This window comes from Stenotrophomonas sp. YJH_SMC_36 (assembly GCF_059369935.1).
Map to the genome: position 1 here is coordinate 224,440 of NZ_JCAFTD010000001.1, position 20,692 is coordinate 245,131.

Consider the following 20,692-nt stretch of genomic DNA (forward strand, 5'->3'; position numbering starts at 1 on the left):
TGGGCCAGGGCGCATGAAGTGCAGGTCGATGGAAGGCTTGACAGCGGCTTTGATTACGTGCGTAATCGAATTGTCGATTACGGGCGTAAACAATGAATCCGATCAGTGAAGCCGAGGCGGTCGTGATGGAAGTGCTGTGGCAGCAGGCGCCCCGCGGTGCCGATGAGGTGGTTGCCGCACTGGCCCACCGGGACTGGGCCGAACCGACCATCAAGACGCTGCTCAACCGCCTGCTGACCAAGGGCGCGATCGCTGCCGAACGCGAAGGCCGCCGCTATCTGTATCGGCCACTGCTGCAGCGCGAAGCTTGGGTCGCGGCTCAGAGCCAGGACTTTCTGGGCAGAGTGTTCGAAGGACGGGTGGCGCCATTGGTTGCCCATTTCAGCGAACGCGGCCAGCTCAGCGCGCAGGACATCGCCGAACTGAAGAAGCTGATCCAGGAGCTGGACCATGAGTGAGGTGCTCGACAGCGTGTGGCGGGCCAGCGTGTGGCTGGCGCTGGCGGTGATCCTGCTGGCGGCGATGCGGCCGCTGCTGCTGCGGCTGGGAGGGCCCTCGCTGGCCTATCGCAGCTGGTGGTTGTTGCCCCTGCTGCTGGCAGGCCTGTTGCTGCCGTTGCCTGCGCTGCCCCTGCTGCAGCATGTGCCGACCCTGCCCCTGAACGTGATGCCTGTCGCGCCGGAGGGCGAGCCCACCCAGGTCATGCGCTGGCCGAAATGGTTGCTGCTGGCCTGGATGCTTGGCGTGGCGATCAGTCTGCTGCGCAGCCTGCGTGCGCAGCAGCGCTTCGAACGTATCCTGGGCCGTCTGCAGGCGCGTGCCGACGGCAGCTGGCAGGCCAGTGCCGATCCCGGTCTGCCGGCCCTGGTCGGCCTGTGGCGGCCGCGCATCGTGGTCGGCCCCGATTTCGACCAGCAGTTCGATGCACGCGAGCAGGGGTTGATCCTGGCACATGAACGCAGCCATCGCCGCAATGGCGATCACTGGGCGAACGGCGCGTTGCTGCTGGTACGCGCAGCGTTCTGGTTCCATCCGCTGATGCCATGGGCAACACGCAGGTTCCTGCGCGACCAGGAACTGGCCTGCGATGCCCGCACCATTGCCACGCAGCCTGCGCTGCGCGGACTTTACGCCAGCACGCTGCTGAAGGCGCAGCTGGTTCACCCGGTTGCGCCGGCAGTGTGTCACTGGCGCAGCCAACCCGTATTGAAGGAGCGAATCGCCATGTTGAAGCAGTCCAAGCGGAAGGCATTGCCGTGGGTGTCCGGGCAGGTGCTGGTGGTCGGGGTGTGCGCGGGCCTGGCCACGGTGGCGTGGGCAAGCCAGCTCGGGATGGCCGGCGTGTCGTCGATCGGCGTCGAGCCAGCCGAGTACGCGCAGGCCGATGCCGCTGCGGCCGGCCTGCAGCGTTCTGCGCAGGTCGAGAGGATGGCACCGCCGAAGTATCCGGAGTCTGCTTTCCAGCAGGGCCTGACCGGCGTCGTCACCTTGAAGGTCGAGATCGACGCAGAGGGCAGGCCGACCGACGTACAGGTGCTCAGTGCCACCAATCCCGGTGTGTTCGACGCGGTGTCGATCACGGCCGCCAAGGGCTGGACCTTCCGGCCGGCCCTGAAGGATGGGCGTCCGGTGGCTTCCGCCGTGCGGATTCCACTGACGTTCTCCATGAGTGAGGACGAGAGGGAAGCGGAGCGCGCGCGGTGAGGCAGGCCGCGCTGCTGTTGGCCACGCTGCTGGCCGGCTGTGCCACCCAGGAGCGACTGGGCACGGTTGACACCCGCAGCGAGAGTGTCGGCCATCAGCGGTTGCAGCCCACAGCGGCGGGCGGCAGCGGTCAGGTGCAGGCCTATGCGCTGGCAGCGGGCGAAGGCTATCGGATGCCGCAGCTGTATGCGGCGCCTGATCCGAAGGTGGGCGACCGCGATCCGCGTACCGAACTGGCGCCCACCACCATCTGCCTGCAGGTGGTGGTCGATGCGGAAGGCATGGTCGAGCGCAGCCTGCCGCTGACCGACCGCCCCGAGTGCGCCGCCGGCGCTGCAGCGGAGAACGCGCCGCTGCTGCAGGCGGCGCAGGAGGCGGTGGCGATGTGGAAGTACAGCGCTGCCGCGGTCTGCCACTACCCGGTCGGCAAGGTCCCAGCCGACCGCGGCGACTGCGGGAGCGCCGAGCGCATCGAGCCGGTGCCGGTCAGCCTGCTGTACGCCTTCACCTTCGAGATCGTGAAGGGCCGGCAGACCGTCCGCACGCAGGGAAAATGATCACGCGTGATGCCGGGTAGCGCCGGGCCATGCCCGGCCAGCACGGCGGCGTCGATCAGGCGCCGCCCTGGATGTTGGCCTTCACCGCCGGTTGCATCAGCGCCGGCTCGGCCAGCGTGGCGTCGCGGGCCTGGCGCACGCTGACGAAGTCGGCTTCGGCCACGCCGTCATGCACGTGGATGTTGCGCGCGCGCTGCTCGCCGATGGTGGTCTCGTTGGCGATGTCGCGGCCGCCCGGGCCATAGTCGTGGCAGACGAACACGCGGGTGGACTCGGGCAGCGCCAGCAGGCGCTGGATCGAGCGGTACAGCTGCGCCGCATCGCCGCCGGGGAAATCGCAGCGGGCGGTACCGCCGTCGGGCATGAACAGCGAATCGCCCGTAAACAGTGCGTCGCCGATCAGGTAGGCGATGCTGTCGCTGGTGTGGCCGGGCACGGCGATGACCTGGCCGCGCACTTCGCCCAGCGTGAAGGTCTCGCCGTCGGCGAACAGGTGGTCGAAGATGTCGTCCGCGGCAGGAAGCTGCAGGCCGAACCGCGGCGCAAAGGTCGCCTGCACGGCGCGGATGCCTTCACCGATGGCCAGCGTGGCGTGAGGGAAACGCTGCTTGAGCCGCCGCCCGGCCGACACATGGTCGGCGTGGGCGTGGGTCTCCAGCAGCCACCTCAGCCGCAGCCCCTGCTGCTCGATCGCGTGCAGTGCCGGCTGGACCGGCGACTCGCTGCTGGCATCGGTGTCCGGGTCGTAGTCCAGGACCGGATCGATCAGCGCAGCCTCGCCGCTGGCCGGGTCGCTGACCAGGTAGCTGAAGGTATTGCTGTCACGATGGAAGAACGACTGGACCTGGACCGGCATCGGCAACCTCCTCAGCGTGCGGCGAGCACGCGGTTCAGCAGCTGCGCCAGATTCTCGCCGGCCAGCCGCAGCTGCGCTTCCGCCACCGGGCGGTAGCGCGCGGTGTATTCATCGCCGATCTTACGCGAGGCTGGATAAACGCCGGCTTGCATCGAAATGCGGCAGCTGGCTTCAGCCCACGCCTGCGGATCGCGCTGCGGATTGGACTGGCGCGCCAGTTTCGGCGCCGGCAGCGACCGCAGCACCGGCAGATAGCCGTTGTCGTCCAGCTTGCGGGTGTTGAGCATGCCGCTGTCCCACAGCGAATGGAGGTTGGTGCCGCGGTTGCCGTACTGCAGCTGGAAGTCGTTGCCGCCCTTGTCGTGACCGTAGCCGGCATGCATTGGCTGGTGGATGTCGCCGACCAGATGCACCACGAACTTCAGGGCCTGCAGCCGCTCGCCGTCGGTCAGGCTGCGATCGCCGAGGATCGCGCTCTGCGCCTTCAGCGCTTCGACGATGCAGTTGCCGTTGGTGCAGTGCCTGGGCGCTTCGTAGTGGCAGCCGTCTTCGGCGATGTTGACGTAATGCCAGCCGGCGGAACGGCGGCCGAGGCCCGGGTCCTTGGCACGCAGCTGGTCGGCCCAGGGCGCCACGCTGGCGAGGGTGGCACCGGGTTCGGTGGCCAGCAGGCGGTCGACTTCGGCGCGTGCAGTGGGCGAGAGGCGGGAATCCGCTACCTCAGCGACAAGGCGATGACCTTGCGCGCCCCAGGCATGGGCAGGGGCGGAGGCGGACAGCAGAGCCGGCGCGATCGCGGCGGCGAGGAACAGGGAATGCAGGGCTTTCATGCCGGCATTCTAGCGGGGCGGCGGCCGGACGCGTTTGATCCAGCATGGCCGCTCGCCACGCGCCCTTGATGCGCGGACCGTTACGGTGGCGCGGCCACGGGCGGGGACATCGCGATGAGCATCACGGACCGGCGCATCACGGCAATACATGCGGACGACGGCTTTGCCCGCGCGTTCGATGAACAGGTGGTCTGGCGGATGCGCTGGGCCTGTGCCGTTGCCGGCATCTTTTCAATCGGCTTTGCCGTGCTGGACCATTTCTGGCTTCCGCCGGATGTGCATGCACAGGTGCTGCGCTGGCGGCTCGGGCTGCTGCTGCCGGTATTGCTGGTGGCGGTAGCACTCACCTTCGTCCCGGCGTTCCGCCGCCATCTGCAGTGGCTGGGGGGCGGTGCTGTGCTGATCAGCGGGCTGGCGCTGGTGACGATGATCTGGACGGCGCATCGCGCCGGCGTGGATTATCCCTATGAAGGCGTCAGCCTGTTCCTGCTGCTGAACTACTTCCTGTGTGGCCTGCGCTTCGGCGTCGCCACGCTGACCGGAACCCTGATCGCATCGGCGTTCGTGCTGGCGGAGCTGCAGGTCGGCCGGCACTGGGCGCAGATGCTGCAGAGCGTGACATTCGTGCTGGCCAGCAACCTGGCTGGCATCTTCGGTAGTTACATCCTGGAAAGGCAGGCGCGTGCAACCTGGCGCGCCGAGCAGCGGCTGGATGCACTGGCCAACCACGACGGATTGACCGGATTGCTCAACCGGCGCGCATTCGATCGTCGTGCCAACCAGATCTTCCAGCGTTATCTCCGCCGGCCGCACGCGCGTGGCGCCTTGCGCATCGCGATGATCGACATCGACTACTTCAAGCGCTACAACGACCATCATGGTCACCCGGCGGGCGATGCGGTCCTGCATGCGGTGGCGGTGACGCTGGCCGCGCAGCTTCGCGGCGCTGACTCGGTGGTGGCGCGGTACGGCGGTGAGGAGTTCGTGGCGCTGGGGCAGTGGTCGCCGGGCGAGCCGGAAACCGCGCCGTTCGAGCGGATGCGCCAGCAGGTCCAGGCGCTGGCGATCGCCCATGCCGATTCGGACGCCGCGCCGGTGGTGAGCGTCAGCATTGGTGTGGCGCGGTGGCATGACGATGGCGCCGATTCGCTGGAGCAGGCACTGGCGCGTGCGGATGCCGCGCTGTATCGGGCCAAGGCGTCCGGGCGCAACCGGGTGGAGGTGGCCACCGATGGGTAGGCCGAAAAAAAAAGCCCCGGCGATCACCGGGGCAACATGCTGCGGAGGGTTCAGCGGTTGGCCGGAGGGCGGGGCAGGCCCGCCACGCCGGAGGCCGCGCTCAGAACTTGAAGACGTAGGAGGCGCCGTAGACCAGCGGATCGATGTTGACCGTACCGATCTTCTGGCCGTCCAGCTTCACCTTGCTGTCGATGTCGATCCAGCGCATGTCCACGCGCAGCGCGCCCTTCTCGCCGATCGCGAAGTCCACGCCGGCGTGCGCGGCCAGACCCCAGGAGTCCTGCAGCTTCAGCCGGCTGTCCTTGAGCGCGCCCGTGGTGTCTTCGCTGAAGAAGGTCGTGTAGTTCACGCCCGCACCGATGAACGGCGACACCTTGCCCTTGCTGTTGAAGTGGTACTGCACGGTCACCACCGGCGGCAGCTGCTTGGTGCTGCCGACACGGCCGAGGCCGTTGATGTTGATGTCGTGCTTGAACGGCAGTGCCGCCAGCACTTCGATGCCCAGGTTGTCAGCGATGAAGTACTCACCGGTGATGGTCGGCTTGACATCGTTGTCGACGTCGACCTTCAGCGTGCCACCGGCCAGCCAACCGTTGTTCGACTTCGGCGCCACCTGGTGCACGCCGGCCGAAAGGGTCCAGTCGCCCTTGGACTGGGCCATCGCCGGGGCGGCGGCGAGGGACAGGGCGGCGGCCAGGCTGGCCACGATCAGGGGAGAGGTCTTGCGCATGGGGGTGTTCTCGTTGCGGGGTGGATGGGGCCAGTCTCGGCCTCACGCCGCGCTAACGCTTTGATCCGGATCAAATCCGGCCAGCCCGCCCGCCACCGGCCCGGTCTGGCCGGCGGTGGCCAGGCCGGGCCTGCTAGACTTGTGGGCCCTATCCACCCCGCCGCACCCGTCGCGGCTGCAGGAGCTTGAGAAATGGCAATCAAGGTTGGTATCAACGGTTTCGGTCGCATCGGGCGTAACGTCCTGCGCTCGGCGGTGCTGAACTTCGGCGACGACATCGAAATCGTGGCCATCAACGATCTGCTGGAGCCGGATTACCTGGCCTACATGCTCAAGTACGACTCCGTGCACGGTCGCTTCAAGGCTGACGTGTCGGTGCAGGGCAACGACCTGCTGGTCAACGGCAGGAAGATCCGCCTGACCCAGGAACGCGATCCGGCCAACCTGAAGTGGGACGAAGTGGGCGTGGACGTGGTCATCGAGTCCACCGGTCTGTTCCTGACCAAGGAAACCGCGCAGAAGCACATCGATGCCGGCGCCAAGAAGGTCATCCTGTCCGCCCCGTCCAAGGACGATACGCCGATGTTCGTGTTCGGCGTGAACGACAAGACCTACGCCGGCCAGGCGATCATCTCCAACGCCTCGTGCACCACCAACTGCCTGGCCCCGCTGGCCAAGGTCATCAATGACAAGTGGGGCATCAAGCGTGGCCTGATGACCACCGTGCACGCCGCCACGGCTACCCAGAAGACCGTTGACGGCCCGTCCAACAAGGACTGGCGCGGCGGCCGCGGCATCCTGGAGAACATCATTCCGTCCTCCACCGGTGCGGCCAAGGCGGTCGGCGTGGTCATTCCGGAACTGAACAAGAAGCTCACCGGCATGAGCTTCCGCGTGCCGACCTCGGACGTGTCGGTGGTCGACCTGACCGTCGAGCTGGAAAAGGAAGCCACCTACGCCGAGATCTGCGCCGAAGTGAAGGCACAGAGCGAAGGCGCGCTGAAGGGCATCCTCGGCTACACCGAAGACAAGGTCGTGGCTACCGACTTCCGCGGTGAGACCCACACGTCGGTGTTCGATGCCGAAGCCGGCATTGCCCTGGACGGTACCTTCGTCAAGCTCGTGTCGTGGTACGACAACGAGTGGGGCTACTCCAACAAGTGCCTGGAAATGGCCAGGGTCGTCGCCGCCAAGTAAGGCCGGCGAAGATCGCGCACGAACCCCGGCCTGGCCGGGGTTCGTCGTTTGAGGGACCGGCCCTGTCGTAGCATGGGGCGGTCCGACCGCCGCCGCAGGGGCGCGGGATCGCATGGGAAGGCACGCAATGGAAGCACTGATAGCCCTGGTCGTATTGATACTGCTGGCGATTCCGCTGCTGCTGGTGGTCGCGCTGGTGATGATCGCCGGCCTGCGGCGCCGGGTCGCTGCGCTTGAGGGCGCACTGGCCGATGTGTCGCAATCGCCGCGCGCTGCCGCGCCACCGCCCGGGCCCGCCCCCGTTCCGGCAACGGACGCGCCAGCCATGGAGCGACCGCGGGCTGCGGCAGCACCTTCTCCCGTGGCGGCCCATGCGCTGGAATCCTCCGTGCCGGCGCCGCCGCGGCAGGCAGCGCCGCCACCACCACCGCTGCCGGCCACGCCGCCCCCGCCTGCGCCGCCGGTCGAGCCGGCCGGGCCGGGCTTCTTCGAGCGTGGCATCGGCGCCGTCAAACGCTGGTTCACCGAGGGCAACGTGCCGGTCAAGATCGGCATGCTGGTGCTGCTGGCCGGTGTTGCCGCGCTGCTGAAGTACGTCAGTGACCAGGGCTGGCTGGTGCTCCCGGTCGAACTCCGGCTGGCGGCCGTCACCGCTGGTGCGCTGGGCCTGCTGGCCTTCGGCTGGCATCAGCGCGAACGCCGGCGCCTGTTCGCGCTGGCCCTGCAGGGCGGCGCCATCGGTGTGCTGCTGCTGACCATCTTCGCGGCATTCAAGCGTTTTGAACTGCTCGCGCCGGGTTTTGCGTTCGCCAGTTCGATCGCGCTGGTCGCCGGCCTGTGCGTGCTGGCAGTGCTGCAGAACTCGCGCACCCTGGCGGTGCTGGGCATCCTGGCGGGCTTCATGGCCCCGCTGTGGCTGTCGACCGGCAGTGGCAACCATGTCGGCCTCTTCAGCTACTACGCAGTGCTCAACGCCGGCATCTTCGCCATCGCCTGGTTCCGTCCGTGGCGCGCGCTGAACCTGCTGGGCTTCGCGTTCACCTTCGGTATCGGCACGTTCTGGGGCGTGCTTCAGTACAGGGCCGAGAAGTTCTCCAGCACCGAACCGTTCCTGCTGCTGTTCTTCGCCTTCTATCTGCTGATTCCCCTGCTGTACGCGCGCAGGCAGCCTGCCGGTCGCCGCGATCTGGTCGATGGCAGCCTGGTGTTCGGCACGCCGTTGATCGCCTTCTCGCTGCAGGCGGCGATGCTGCACGAACAGCCGATGACACTGGCACTGTGCGCGCTGGGCCTGGCGGTGATCTACGCGGTGCTGGCGCGTGCCTTGATCGCCCGGGCCTCGTATACGGTGCTGGCGCAGTCGCACGCGGTGCTGGCGGTGGGTTTCGCCACGCTGGCCGTGCCGCTGGCCTTGTCCGCCCGTGCCACCGGTGCGGTGTTCGCGCTGGAAGGTGCCGGGCTGGCCTGGCTCGGTCTGCGCCAGAGGCGCTGGCTGCCACAGGTGTCCGCTGCGCTGCTGCAGATGGCGGCGGCATTCGCCTTCGTGGCAGGTGGCAACCACTGGCACGAGGACGCGCGCCTGCTGCTCAATCCCACCGCGATCGGCGCGCTGCTGCTGGCCGTGGCGGGGTTGGCGTCGGCCTGGAGCTACCAGCGCCGGGCACGTCATGAGATCGCCCTGGTCTACTACCTGTGGGGCCTGCTGTGGTGGCTCGGCGGCTGGGTGCACGAGATCGGGCGTTTCCTCGCGCATGCCTCGCAGGCCGATGCACTGCTGGTGCTGGCGGCGGCGACCGCCTGGCTGGCCGCCGAGGTGCAGCGCCGGCAACCGGCACGTGCGCTGGGGATGACCGCACTTGCGATGCTGGCGATGGCGTTCCCATTGGCATTGGCGCAAAGCCATGCGCACCAGCAACCGTTCGCGGGCCACGGCGCCCTGGCATGGGCGCTGTTCGCCGTGCTGGGGGTGCGCACGTTGCTGTGCCTGCGCCAGGGCGGCGACACGGTGGCGCGCATCGCCCAGTTCCTGTGGTGGCTGCTGTGGCCATCGCTGCTTTCGCTGCTGGCCCTGTGGGGAGGCGGCGAGGCCGGCCTGGCACAGGGCTGGACGTTGCTGCTGGTGACGCTGCCCTGGCTGCTGCTGGCCGCGCTGTCACTGTGGCGCTGGGATTGGCTGCGCTGGCCGCTGGGCCCGGCATTCGATGCCGCACGCGTGCCGCTGCAGTGCGTGCTGTTCGCGCTGCTGGCGACCGGATGGCTGCTGGGCCAGCTGCTGCCGGGCACCGCGGCACCGCTGCCGTGGCTGCCGGTGCTGAACCCGGCCGAGATGGGGCAGTGGCTGAGCCTGTTGCTGCTGGCGCGCTGGCTGTACAGCGATGTGGCACCGCCCGCGCTGCGCAGGCTGCGCCTGCCGGTGCTGGCACTGGCGGGCTTCATCGCCCTGACCAGCCTGGTCCTGCATGGCGTGCACCACTGGGGGGGACTGGCCTGGAGTACGTCGATGGCGCGCTACAGCTTGGCCCAGACCAGCCTGACCGTGCTGTGGAGCGTGCTCGGCGTGATCGCCTGGGTATGGGGCTCGCGTCGTGGCCAGCGTGTGTTGTGGATGGTCGGTGCGGTGCTGATGGGCGTGGTCCTGGCCAAACTGGTCCTCATTGACCGCCAGCACCTGGGCAACCTGCTCGGGATCGCATCGTTCATCGCCTATGGCCTGCTGTGTACGGTCGTCGGCTATCTGGCACCGGCGCCACCGGGCGCGGTGCCATCCGTGGAGGAGAACCAATGAGAATGTGGAGCAGGATGGTGGTGCCGGCGATGCTGGGCCTGTTCGCCACCATGGCCGTACACGCGTCCGACTACCGCACGCAGTACGCCGAGCAGTGGCCGCTGACGCTGTCCAGTGCGCAGTCCGGCGCCTATCGGGTCGTGCTGGAACCGGCGATCTACCGCCGTGCAGGCGCAGCAGACCTGGGTGACCTGCAGGTGTTCAACGCGGCCGGACAGGCCCTGCCGTCGGCATTGCTGGCACCGGACGCGCCGCTGGCACAGCCGCCGGTGCAGCGCGAGCTGCCCTGGTTCGCACTGCCGCCGCTGGCCGATGCGCAACGCAACGACCTGCAGTTGCTGACCGAGCGCGATACCGACGGCCGTGTGCGCCGGGTCGAAGCGCGTGTCGGCGCCGGAACGGTGAACGGGCAGGGCGGCTGGCTGATCGATGCCAGCGTGCTCGGCCAGCAGCCGCTGGCGGCGCTGGTGCTGGATTGGGCCGACAGTGGCCAGCCGCTGCAGGCGCAGGTGCAGCTTGATGCCAGCGATGACCTGCAGCATTGGCGCTCCATCGGTCGGGACATTCCGCTGGTGGACCTGCAGCGCGCCGGCAAACGATTGCTGCAGCGACGCCTGCAGGTTGACGGCAATGCGCGCTATCTGCGCGTGCTGCCGCAGGGCGACGCGCGACTGCCTGCCCTGCATGGCGTGCTCGCCGAGCTTCCGCCGGCACCGGCGACGTTGCCGTGGGAATGGCTGTCACTGACGCCGACAGCGCAGGGCAAGGGCGAATACACCTTCGAACTGGACGGACGTTTCCCGATCGCGCGCGCCGATGTCGCCAGTACCGACAACAGCCTGGTGCAGTGGACGCTGTTCAGCCGCGACGATGAAGGCGCGCAGTGGCAACGACGCAGTGCACCGTGGATCGCCTATCAGTTGCAGCAGGGAACGCAGGGCCCGCGTCAGCAGTCGGCGGCGCAGGTGCTGGGCGATGTGCACCGCGACCGCTACTGGAAGCTGGTGGCAAGCCCGGCGGAGATCGCCGGCGCCCCCACCCTGCGCCTGGGCTACCAGCCGGAAGTGATGGTGTTCCTGAGCCAGGGCGCTGCGCCCTATGCACTGGCGGTGGGCAGCGCGACGGCGCGCCGCGCGGAGGCGCCGATCGGGGTGCTGATCGAGGAACTTCGCCAGCGCAACGATCCGGCCTGGCAGCCGACGCTGGCACGCCTGGAGGGCCGTCCCGAGCCGCTGGCCGGAGACGCAGCGCTGGAACCGCAGCGGGACTGGAAGGCCTGGCTGCTGTGGGCGCTGCTGGGCGTGGGGGTCCTGGTCGTGGGCGGTCTGGCGGTCAGCCTGCTCAGGCAGAAGCCTTCGCCTTCGGCGTAGATCCCGATGAATCCCGGCCGCGCATGGAGCGGCGCTGCGGCCGGCGCCATCCGTTCTGCCGCAGCCGATACAATGACGGTCTGCCGAACGCCGGCACCCCGTCCCTGAGCCCAAGAGTTGCCCATGTCCATCGTCCGCATGACCGACCTCGACCTCTCCGGCAAGCGCGTGCTGATCCGCCAGGATCTGAACGTGCCGATCGAGAATGGCCGCATCACTTCCGAACAGCGCATCACCGCTTCGCTGCCGACGCTCAAGCGCGCACTGGAGCAGGGCGCGGCGGTGATGGTCACCTCGCACCTGGGCCGGCCGAAGGAAGGCGTGTGGAGCGAAGCCGATTCGCTGGCACCGGTTGCCGCACGCCTGTCCGAACTGCTGGGTCGCGAGGTGCCGCTGGTGCGCGACTGGATCGACGGCGTCGAGGTGCAGCCGGGCCAGCTGGTGCTGCTGGAAAACTGCCGGATGAACGTCGGCGAGGGCAAGGATGACGAAGCCCTGTCGAAGAAGTACGCCGCGCTGTGCGATGTGTTCGTGATGGATGCCTTCGGTACCGCGCACCGCGCGCAGGCGTCCACCCATGGCGTGATCCGTTTCGCCCCGGTCGCCGCGGGTGGCCCGCTGCTGATGGCCGAGCTGGATGCCCTGGCGCAGGCGCTGGACGCACCGGCCAAGCCGCTGCTGGCCATCGTGGCCGGCAGCAAGGTCAGCACCAAGCTGGAACTGCTGGCCAATCTGGTGGGCAAGGTCGACCAGCTGATCGTGGGGGGCGGCATCGCCAACACCTTCATCGCGGCTGCCGGCTACAAGGTCGGCAAGTCGCTGTACGAGCCGGACCTGCTGGACACCGCCCGGAAGATCGTTGCCGACGCCAAGGCGCGCGGGGCCGAGATTCCGCTTCCGGTGGACGTGGTCACGGCCAAGCAGTTCCTGCCCGACGCCATTGCCGAAGTGAAGGCCGTGGATGCGGTCGCCGAAGATGATCTGATCCTGGACATCGGTCCGCAGACCGCTGCCCAGTACGCGCAGCTGATTGCGAATGCCGGCACCGTGGTCTGGAACGGCCCTGTCGGCGTGTTCGAGTTTGAAGCCTTCAGCAAGGGAACCGAAGCGCTGGCGCGTGCCATCGCCACGTCCCCGGCATTCTCCATCGCCGGCGGTGGCGACACCCTGGCAGCGGTCGACAAGTTCGACATCGCCAAGGACGTGAGCTACATCTCCACCGGTGGCGGCGCGTTCCTGGAATTCCTGGAAGGCAAGACCCTGCCGGCCGTGGCCGCGCTCGCCGCGCGCGGCGCATGAACCCGGACGGCACCCAGGCCGGTTCTGCCCACCCGGCACCGGAAGAACGCGCGACGCTCTTCTTCGACCTGGACGGTACGTTGATCGATTCGCAGGTGGGCATCACCACCTGCATCGCTTATGCGCTGCAGAAGATGGAGCATCCGGTGCCGGCGCGGGAAACCCTGCTGGGCTGGATCGGGCCTTCGCTGCGCACCACGTTCGCGCTGCTGTTCATCGAACCGGCGCGGGTGGAGCAGGCCGTCGGGTACTACCGCGAGCGCTTCGATGCCGAGGGCTGGCGCGAGCACACGGTGTACCCCCAGGTGGAGGACGCCCTGCGCACCTTGCATGCGCGTGGCCACCGCCTGGCGGTGGTCACCGCCAAGAACGAGCCGCACGCGCGCCGGATCCTGGCCCATCTGCCGTTCGGCGGATTGTTCGAGGACATCATCGGCTCGACCCTGGATGGTTCGCGCAGCCACAAGCCCGAGCTGGTCGGCGAAGCGCTGCGCCGGCTGCAGGTGTCGCCCACGCAGTGCTGGATGATCGGCGACCGTCGCATGGATATCGAGGGCGCGCGTCACCACGGCCTGCGCAGCATCGGTGTGCTGTGGGGGTTTGGTGGCGAAGCGGAGCTCACTGAAGCCGGTGCGGGCCAGCTGGCACGCGAACCGGTCCAGCTGACGACACTGTTGGCCTGATGCCTCTTTGACCGGTCGCGGCGTGCCATGCCCGGCGGCTTTGCCCGAAGCCCGCCGGGCATGGCCCGACGCGACCGGGCACCCTGCGCCGGCGTATGTCCGGGCGATGTCCGTTACATGTCCCGCAGAGTCAGGCAGCACAAGGTTGTAACCGCATACATGGGGCGTGAAGGATGTGCTAATTTCCGTGCTTTAACGGGAGAGGCCCATTCACCATGTTCGAGCGTCAGCGTCGCACCAAGATCCTAGCCACCCTCGGTCCGGCCACCGATCCGCCGGGCGTGCTGGAGGATCTGTTCCGCGCCGGCGTCAACGTGGTGCGCCTGAACTTCAGCCACGGTGACCCGTCCGGCCAGGCCAAGCGTGCCGCCGACGTGCGCGCTGCCGCGCAGCGGGTGGGCGTGGAAGTGGGCATCCTGGCCGACCTGCCGGGCCCGAAGATCCGCATCGAGCGCTTTGCCGAAGGCAAGATCCATCTCAAGGCGGGCGACCGTTTCGATCTGGTCGCCTCGCCCAACGCACCGGCCGGCGATGCCACGCAGGTGGGTGTGAGCTACCTCGGCCTGCCGCAGGACGTCGGCCCCGGTGATGTCCTGCTCCTCGATGACGGCCTGATGCAGCTGCAGGTCGTCGAGGTGCAGGGTGAGCGGATCATCAGCACCGTGCTCAACGACGGGGTGCTGTCTGATCGCAAGGGCCTGAACAAGCAGGGCGGTGGCCTGTCGCTGGGCGCGTTGACCGAGCGCGACAAGGAGCTGATCGGGATCGTCGCCAAGATTGGTGTCGACTTCATCGCCGTTTCCTTCTGCCGCAATGCGCAGGACATGAACGATGCCCGCGCGATCGCCGAATCGCACGGCTGCTACGCCGCGCTGGTGTCCAAGATCGAGCGCACCGAAGCGATCGAGAACCTGGAGGAGATCGTCGAGGCCAGTGACGTGGTGATGGTGGCGCGCGGCGACCTCGGCGTGGAAATCGGCGATGCCGAACTGCCGGGCCTGCAGAAGAAGATCATCAAGGCTTCGCTGGCGCAGAACAAGGTGGTGATCACTGCCACCCAGATGCTGCAGTCGATGGTGGAAAGCCCGATCCCGACCCGCGCGGAAGTGCTGGACGTGGCCAACTCGGTGATCGACGGCACCGATGCGGTGATGCTGTCGGCCGAAACCGCTGCCGGTGCGTATCCGGTCAAGGCCGTGGAGGCGATGGCGCGCATCTGCCTGGGCGCCGAGCGCCAGTTCCAGACCGAGACCGACTTCAATGCGTCGCCGCGCAACCTGGAGCGCGCCGACCAGGCCATCGCGATGGCGACCATGTTCCTGTCCCAGCACGTGGGCGTGCGGGCCATCGTGGCCATGACCGAGTCCGGCGGTACCGCGCGCTACCTGTCGCGCTTCCGTGCCAAGGCACCGGTGTTCGCGGTGACCCGCCATGACGGCGCACGCCGGCAGATGGCGCTGATGCGCGATGTGTTTCCGATCAATTTCGACAGCCGTGGCCTGACCCCGCGCGAAGCCGCACGTGGCAGCATCCGCCTGCTGGTCGAATCGGATCTGCTGCAGGCCGGCGATCGGGTGGTGTTCACCAGCGGTGAGCACATGGAAACCCACGGTGCGACCAACACCCTGCGCCTGCTCGAGGTGGGCGAAGACGGTCGCGCCAGCGGTCTGGGCGATCTGTAACCGCTGCGGAACCGGGTCGGAGCCCCACCGGGGCTCTGACCGGAACGGCGCAGGACAGCGCCTGTCCTGAACGGACATTGGAATCGTTTCCAGTCTGGCCTCCACGTCGAGGCCACGGGCTGCGGGGCTATACTTACGTTTTTCCCGCACCCGCCACAGGAAGTACATGAGCATCGAACAGCTGGCTGAAACCGCCCAGGCCATGGTTGCCCCGGGCAAGGGCATCATCGCGATCGACGAATCCACCGGTACCATCGCCAAGCGCTTCGCCGGCGTGGGCATCGAGAACACCGAGGAGAACCGTCGCGCCTATCGCGAACTGCTGCTGACCACGCCGAAGCTCAACGAGCACATTTCCGGCGCCATCCTGTACGACGAAACCATCCGCCAGTCGACCAAGGACGGCGTGCCGTTCGCCAAGTACATGGCCGACCACGGCATGATTCCGGGCATCAAGGTGGACAAGGGTGCGCATCCGCTGGCCGGCTGCCCGGGCGAGCTGGTGACCGAAGGCCTGGACGGCCTGCGCGAGCGCCTGCAGGAGTATTACAAGCTGGGTGCGCGCTTTGCCAAGTGGCGCGCGGTCATCAACATCGGCGAGAGCATTCCGTCGGGCACCTGCATCGAATCCAACGCCCATGCGCTGGCCCGCTACGCCGCGCTGTGCCAGGAATGCGGCCTGGTGCCGATGGTCGAGCCGGAAGTGATCATGGACGGCGACCACGACATCGAGACCTGCTACGAAGTCACCGAAGCCACCCTGCGTTCGCTGTTCGACGCCCTGTACCAGCAGAACGTGCTGCTGGAAGGCACCATCCTGAAGGCTTCGATGGTCATCTCGGGCAAGGACTGCGAAGAGCAGGCCGACGTCGAGGAAGTGGCCGAGTCCACCGTGATGTGCCTGAAGAGCACCGTGCCGGCGATCCTGCCGGGCGTGGTGTTCCTGTCCGGCGGCCAGAGCGATGAACAGTCCACCGCCCACCTCAATGCGATGAACCAGCTGGGCAACCTGCCGTGGCCGCTGAGCTTCTCCTACGGCCGTGCCATGCAGCAGGCGGCACTGAAGCTGTGGGCCAAGGACATGAAGGGCAACTACGCCGCCGCGCAGAAGACCGTGTTCGAGCGCGCCAAGGAAAACGGCCTGGCTGCACTGGGCAAGTGGAACGGTTGATCGGTTCCATCGCAGGATGAACAGGGCAACGCCGGCCTCACGCCGGCGTTTGCTTTTGCGGGTATCTTTTCCGCCTCCCGCGGGCCCGGCCGGCCCGGGGGACACACATGGAAGGCCAAGGAGAAAAAACATGCGTTTGGCAGCAATCACGCTGGCCGTTGCTACGGTCCTCGCCGCAGGCGGTTGCAACCGCTCCGGCAGCAATGCGGATGTGGGCAAGGCCCCGTCGCTCGAGTTCGACAAGCCCGTTTCCGGCGAGATCACCTCGCGCAGCGGCATCAATTTCAATGACGGCAGCCACCACCAGCTGTACCAGATCACGCTGGAGGACAAGCAGCTGGTAGGCATGAAGCTGACCGGTGCCCTCAGTGGCTCGATTGCCGTGTTCAACAATGGCAGCCTGGTCGCCAGCAGCCGCACCGGCTATGAGCGCAGCGGGGATGTATCGCTGGCGTTCCGCGCCAACGGCGCCGGCACCTACCAGGTGGCGGTCAACGCCGACAGCCCGACCGCCTACGGCCCTTACCGCCTGCGGGTAGAGAAGCTGGTGCCCTACGACGGCAAGCCCATCGCAGGCAGCGGCGAAGTCGTGGACATGCTGGTTTCCGGATCGCAGGACTACACCCTGCAGGTGGACAAGGCCGGCCTCTATGAGGTCAACCTGTCGTCCGATGCGTTCGATACCGTGCTGAAGCTGAAGGGCGGCGAGATCGACGCGGAGAACGACGATGGCGGTGACAGCACCAATTCGCGCCTGTCGCTGCCGTTGCAGCCCGGCAAGTACACACTGGGCGTGCGCGGGCTGGACGACGATGCGTCCGGCACCTTCAAGCTGACCGTTGCCCGCACCGAGCTGCCGGGCAACATCGTCGAGCGCGATGGTACCCAACTGCCGCAGTCGGGCAGCGTGTTCACCATGCTCGACAGCGAAGGTCGCCGTCGCTTCCTGCTGACACTGGAGCGTCCGGGCGACGTTCGCCTGGATGCGATCTCCGGTCAGGTGGACACCGTGCTGCGTGTGGTCGGCGGTGACGTCGAGCTGGTCGACGACGACGGCGGCAACGGCACCAACGCGCGTCTGCAGGAATCGTTGCCGGCCGGTCATTACACCGTCGATGTTTCCAGCCTCAGCGACGAGCAGGGCCTGGTCGAGGTGCGCGTGCAGATCGATGGCGCCAGCGCTGCCGGCGCCGCGGCGTCGGCGGCCCGCGCAGCGGCGGATGCGGCGGCCGTGCCGGATGACGCCGCAGTCGACGCGGCCAGCCGCTGACGCGTCCAGGGGCACTGCCGCAATGAAAAGGCCGGGCATTGCCCGGCCTTTTCTTCAGTGCTGCCGCCCCGTGTTCAATGCGCGGCAGCGAAGCCGGTATCGCCCAGTGGCGGCAGCAGCGTGCCGCGCACTTCGTTGTCCGCGTTCTGCCCGGCACTGGCCAGGGCCTGCTGATACGCCTTGGCCGTGGCGGTATTGAAAGCAACCAGCACGATCCGCATCGGCTGTGCATGGCTGCGTTGCCACGCCAGGGTTTCCGTCACGGCGATCTGCGCGGCCTGGTACAGCGGATAGCCGTACACGCCACAACTGATGGCCGGGAACGCGATCGACTGCACCCCGAGCGATTCGGCCAGCTGCAGCGACTTCCAGTAGCAGTTGGCCAGCAGCGCGGGTTCATCGCGCAGGCCGTCGTGCCAGACCGGGCCCACCGTGTGCAGCACGTGCCGCGCCGGCAATGCATGGGCGCCGGTGGCGCGCACTTCACCGGTCGGGCAGCGCACGCCTGGGCGCAGTTCCGGCAGTTGCCGGCATTCGGCCAGCAGGCCGGGGCCGGCGGCACGGTGGATCGCACCGTCCACTCCGCCGCCGCCCAGCAGCGATTCATTGGCCGCGTTGACGATCGCATCCACCGCCAGGGTCGTGATGTCGCCCTGCCACACTTCGATCTTCATGCGTCCGTCTCCTGCCTGTCGGATGTTCCGCGCAGTACCTGCGGCGGCTGTACCCAGCGTAGGGGACAGGCCATCGATGCTGCGTCATGACCGTCTCACGCGCTGCGATCCGACGGTCTTCACGCACGATGGCGGTCGCCACCTTCACGCAGGCTGAAGCAGAAAGGGGTCAGAGCCTTTTCCGTATGGAAAAGGCTCTGACCCCATGTTTCCGAGGTGCGCCGGCAGGGTCAGAGCCCTCTCCCGGACGGGAAAGGGATCCGACCCTGTGCATCACGGCAGGCCGGCCAGCCAGTCGTCGTCGGAACCTTCGTTCACGTCGGCGAACAGGGGCGTGGAGAAGTAGCGCTCGCCGGTATCCGGAAGCATCGCCAGGATCACCGAACCCGGCTCGGCGCGGCTGGCCACATCCAGCGCGCTGGCGACCGTGGCGCCGGCGGAGATGCCGACGAAGATCCCTTCCTCGGCGGCCAGCCGGCGCGCGGTGGCGATGGCGCGTTCGTCGTCCACGCTCAGCAGCTCGTCCACCACGTCGCGGTTGAGCACGTCCGGCACGAAGTCCGGCGTCCAGCCCTGGATCTTGTGCGGCTTCCAGTCATCGCCCTTGAGCAGCGCGGCGCCGGCTGGCTCGGTGGCGATGATGCGGGTCTGCGGCCGTGCGACCTTCAGCACCTCGCCGACACCGGTGAGGGTTCCGCCGGTTCCCCAGCCGCTGACGAAATAGTCCACGCGCCTGCCGGCGAAGTCGCGCAGGATCTCCGCCGCCGTCGTGTTGCGGTGGTAGGCCGGGTTGGCCGGATTGGCGAACTGGCTGGCGAGGAACCAGCCATGCTGTTCGGCCAGTTCGCGCGCCTTGCGCACCATGCCGCTGCCACGTTCCGCCGCCGGGGTCAGGATCACCTTGGCGCCGTAGGCACGCATCAGCTTGCGGCGTTCCACCGAGAACGTCTCGACCATGGTCGCCACGAACTTGTAGCCACGGGCGGCGGCCACCATCGCCAGCGCCACGCCGGTGTTGCCCGAGGTGGCTTCGACGATGGTGTCACCCGGCTTGAGCAGGCCACGGGCCTCGGCGTCGAGGATGATCGCCAGCGCCAGGCGGTCCTTGACCGAACCGCCGGGATTGAACGACTCGACCTTGGCGTAGAGGCTGACCTGCGGCGGCGCCAGGCGCTGCAGCTTGACGATGGGGGTGTTGCCGACGGTGTCGAGGATGGAGTCGTACAGGGCCATGGAAGCGCTCCGGAGGCGGGGCCACGCCAGGACGGCGGGCGGAAGAGGGAGGGCTGGCTGTTCACGCCAGCGGCTGCCGGCTGACCGTAGCGCCGGCATATGACGCCCGGAAATGACCAGATGCCTTTCTTAAACAACCTTTGGTTATAAGCTGGTGACGGTAATTGACCCTAGAGTGGACCTCCGCCCCTGCTGCCTGCCCGCCCATGACGCTGACCCAGCTGCGCTATCTGGTCGCCATCGCCGACGCCGAGCTGAACATCACGCTGGCTGCCTCGCGCGTGCACGCCACCCAACCCGGCCTGTCCAAGCAGCTCAAGCAGCTGGAGGACGAGCTGGGCTTCCTGTTGTTCGTACGCAAGGGTCGCAGCCTGGAGTCCGTTACCCCGGCCGGTACCGAGGTGATCTCCCGCGCGCGCGCCGTGCTGGCCGAGGCCAACAACATCCGCACCTACGCGGCCAACCAGCGCCGCGAAAGCCAGGGTCAGCTGATTCTGACCACCACCCATACCCAGGCGCGCTTCGTGCTGCCGCCGGCGGTGGCGGCGATCAAGCAGGCGTATCCGCAGGTCAGCGTGCACCTGCAGCAGGCCGCCGAAGCCGATGCGCTGGATCGGTTGAACCAGGGTGATGCGGACATCGCCATCATCAGTACGGCCGGTGGGGAGCCTGGCGATGGCATCGCCGTACCGTTGTTCCGCTGGCGGCGGCTGGTGGTGGTGCCCAAGGGCCATCCGCTGGATCGCGCGGGCCGCGCACCGGACCTGGCGGCGCTCGCCCGCCAGCCGCTGATCAGCTATGAATCGTCCACGCGCCCCAACTCGTCGCTGCAGCGTGCCTTTGCTGCCAACGGGCTGGTTCCGGATCTGGCGCTGACTGCGCTGGACGCCGATCTGATCAAGACCTATGTGCGTACCGGCCTGGGTGTGGGCCTGCTGGCCGAAATGGCGGTCAGTTCCCTCGACGAAGACCTCAAGGCATGGCCGGCACCCGCTCCGATCGCCGAGTGCATCGCCTGGGCGGTGCTGCCGCGTGACCGCGTGCTGCGCGATTACGCGCTGGAGCTGGTGCATGTGTTGGCGCCGCAGATCGATCCGCGGGACCTGCGCCGGGTACTGGACGGCAACCAGGTGGCCGCGTGGCCGCTGCCGCCGACCTGGGAATCGCTGACCCAGACCATCACGGTGTGAGGGTGCTCGGGCAGGGCTGCGCCCTGCACCTGCGAAGAACTGGCGCAACAGCAACAACGCGGCCAGGCCCCGATGGATCGGCCGCGGAGAGGAACAACCGGATCGGATCCCCGCCAGGATCCGACCCGGTCCGACGCCCTCCGCCGGACCTGTCCGACTCTACGGCAGCAGCACGCCCAGCGGTCGCCCGGATACATCCCGACATACGCCGACACCGCCGCA

The 20,692-nt window shown here is 67.8% G+C and carries 18 protein-coding genes; 13 read left to right on the plus strand and 5 right to left on the minus strand.

The features are described 5' to 3' along the window. The first annotated feature begins 92 nt into the window (after window positions 1-92). From AC5P76_RS00945 to AC5P76_RS00955, 3 genes are read left to right on the plus strand one after another with little or no spacing between them, the layout of a single operon-like run. Window positions 93-458 (plus strand): BlaI/MecI/CopY family transcriptional regulator, encoded by a 366-nt coding sequence (locus AC5P76_RS00945; RefSeq protein WP_065181668.1) that lies wholly within the window; start codon window positions 93-95, stop codon window positions 456-458. Continuing rightward, complete coding sequence (locus tag AC5P76_RS00950; protein ID WP_197600555.1) at window positions 451-1,704, plus strand: M56 family metallopeptidase; 1,254 nt, start codon at window positions 451-453, stop codon at window positions 1,702-1,704. Before AC5P76_RS00945 ends, AC5P76_RS00950 begins: the two co-directional genes overlap by 8 nt. Further along, complete coding sequence (locus tag AC5P76_RS00955; RefSeq protein ID WP_065175751.1) at window positions 1,701-2,261, plus strand: hypothetical protein; 561 nt, start codon at window positions 1,701-1,703, stop codon at window positions 2,259-2,261. The genes AC5P76_RS00950 and AC5P76_RS00955 overlap by 4 nt, the downstream gene beginning before the upstream one ends. Before the next feature lie 55 nt (window positions 2,262-2,316). On the opposite strand, the gene AC5P76_RS00960 is transcribed toward AC5P76_RS00955, so the two are convergent. Both AC5P76_RS00960 and AC5P76_RS00965 read right to left on the minus strand, forming a co-directional pair. Beyond that, entirely contained in the window at window positions 2,317-3,117 is an 801-nt protein-coding gene (locus AC5P76_RS00960) for an MBL fold metallo-hydrolase (RefSeq protein WP_053518482.1), read from the minus strand. A gap of 11 nt (window positions 3,118-3,128) precedes the next feature. Further along, the gene (locus AC5P76_RS00965) at window positions 3,129-3,947 is read right to left on the minus strand and encodes a S1/P1 nuclease (RefSeq protein ID WP_253118331.1); all 819 of its coding nucleotides are present in this window, start codon (window positions 3,945-3,947) and stop codon (window positions 3,129-3,131) included. Between the two features lie 114 nt (window positions 3,948-4,061). On the opposite strand from AC5P76_RS00965, the gene AC5P76_RS00970 reads away from it, so the two are divergent. Beyond that, a complete protein-coding gene (locus AC5P76_RS00970; RefSeq protein WP_053518485.1) occupies window positions 4,062-5,186 on the plus strand; it encodes a GGDEF domain-containing protein in 1,125 nt (374 codons plus the stop codon). 100 nt (window positions 5,187-5,286) lie between these two features. Here the strand turns inward: AC5P76_RS00970 and AC5P76_RS00975 are convergent, their stop codons facing one another. Further along, entirely contained in the window at window positions 5,287-5,916 is a 630-nt protein-coding gene (locus AC5P76_RS00975) for an OmpW/AlkL family protein (RefSeq protein ID WP_053518487.1), read from the minus strand. A 192-nt stretch (window positions 5,917-6,108) separates the two neighbouring features. Here AC5P76_RS00975 and gap point away from each other — a divergent pair, with 192 nt between their 5' ends. The 8 genes from gap (at window position 6,109) to AC5P76_RS01015 (ending at window position 17,373) form a co-directional block, all read left to right on the plus strand. Next, on the plus strand, window positions 6,109-7,113 hold the full coding sequence (gene gap, locus AC5P76_RS00980; RefSeq protein ID WP_253118332.1) for a type I glyceraldehyde-3-phosphate dehydrogenase: 1,005 nt from the start codon (window positions 6,109-6,111) through the stop codon (window positions 7,111-7,113). A 127-nt stretch (window positions 7,114-7,240) separates the two neighbouring features. After that, window positions 7,241-9,898 carry a DUF2339 domain-containing protein gene (locus AC5P76_RS00985; protein ID WP_253118333.1) on the plus strand — a complete coding sequence of 886 codons (2,658 nt, stop codon included), beginning with the start codon at window positions 7,241-7,243 and terminating at the stop codon, window positions 9,896-9,898. Continuing rightward, window positions 9,895-11,268 carry a DUF3999 domain-containing protein gene (locus tag AC5P76_RS00990; protein WP_253118334.1) on the plus strand — a complete coding sequence of 458 codons (1,374 nt, stop codon included), beginning with the start codon at window positions 9,895-9,897 and terminating at the stop codon, window positions 11,266-11,268. The genes AC5P76_RS00985 and AC5P76_RS00990 overlap by 4 nt, the downstream gene beginning before the upstream one ends. Window positions 11,269-11,391: 123 nt before the next feature. Beyond that, window positions 11,392-12,567 (plus strand): phosphoglycerate kinase, encoded by a 1,176-nt coding sequence (locus tag AC5P76_RS00995; RefSeq protein WP_053518495.1) that lies wholly within the window; start codon window positions 11,392-11,394, stop codon window positions 12,565-12,567. Further along, window positions 12,564-13,250 carry an HAD hydrolase-like protein gene (locus tag AC5P76_RS01000; RefSeq protein WP_283219263.1) on the plus strand — a complete coding sequence of 229 codons (687 nt, stop codon included), beginning with the start codon at window positions 12,564-12,566 and terminating at the stop codon, window positions 13,248-13,250. The genes AC5P76_RS00995 and AC5P76_RS01000 overlap by 4 nt, the downstream gene beginning before the upstream one ends. Before the next feature lie 215 nt (window positions 13,251-13,465). After that, the gene (gene pyk, locus AC5P76_RS01005; RefSeq protein ID WP_065175757.1) at window positions 13,466-14,932 is read left to right on the plus strand and encodes a pyruvate kinase; all 1,467 of its coding nucleotides are present in this window, start codon (window positions 13,466-13,468) and stop codon (window positions 14,930-14,932) included. 166 nt (window positions 14,933-15,098) lie between these two features. Beyond that, window positions 15,099-16,103: a class I fructose-bisphosphate aldolase gene (locus tag AC5P76_RS01010; protein WP_053518502.1), complete on the plus strand. Its 1,005-nt coding sequence runs from the start codon at window positions 15,099-15,101 to the stop codon at window positions 16,101-16,103. A gap of 130 nt (window positions 16,104-16,233) precedes the next feature. Then, window positions 16,234-17,373, plus strand: coding sequence for an ABC transporter substrate-binding protein (locus tag AC5P76_RS01015; RefSeq protein ID WP_065175758.1), 1,140 nt, complete (start codon window positions 16,234-16,236; stop codon window positions 17,371-17,373). Between the two features lie 74 nt (window positions 17,374-17,447). On the opposite strand, the gene AC5P76_RS01020 is transcribed toward AC5P76_RS01015, so the two are convergent. After that, the gene (locus AC5P76_RS01020; RefSeq protein WP_053517092.1) at window positions 17,448-18,047 is read right to left on the minus strand and encodes an O-acetyl-ADP-ribose deacetylase; all 600 of its coding nucleotides are present in this window, start codon (window positions 18,045-18,047) and stop codon (window positions 17,448-17,450) included. 273 nt (window positions 18,048-18,320) lie between these two features. Further along, on the minus strand, window positions 18,321-19,280 hold the full coding sequence (cysK, locus tag AC5P76_RS01025) for a cysteine synthase A (protein ID WP_253118336.1): 960 nt from the start codon (window positions 19,278-19,280) through the stop codon (window positions 18,321-18,323). 206 nt (window positions 19,281-19,486) lie between these two features. Between cysK and AC5P76_RS01030 the strand changes: the two genes are divergently transcribed. After that, window positions 19,487-20,470 (plus strand): LysR family transcriptional regulator, encoded by a 984-nt coding sequence (locus tag AC5P76_RS01030; protein ID WP_053517088.1) that lies wholly within the window; start codon window positions 19,487-19,489, stop codon window positions 20,468-20,470. The last annotated feature ends 222 nt before the right edge of the window (window positions 20,471-20,692 follow it).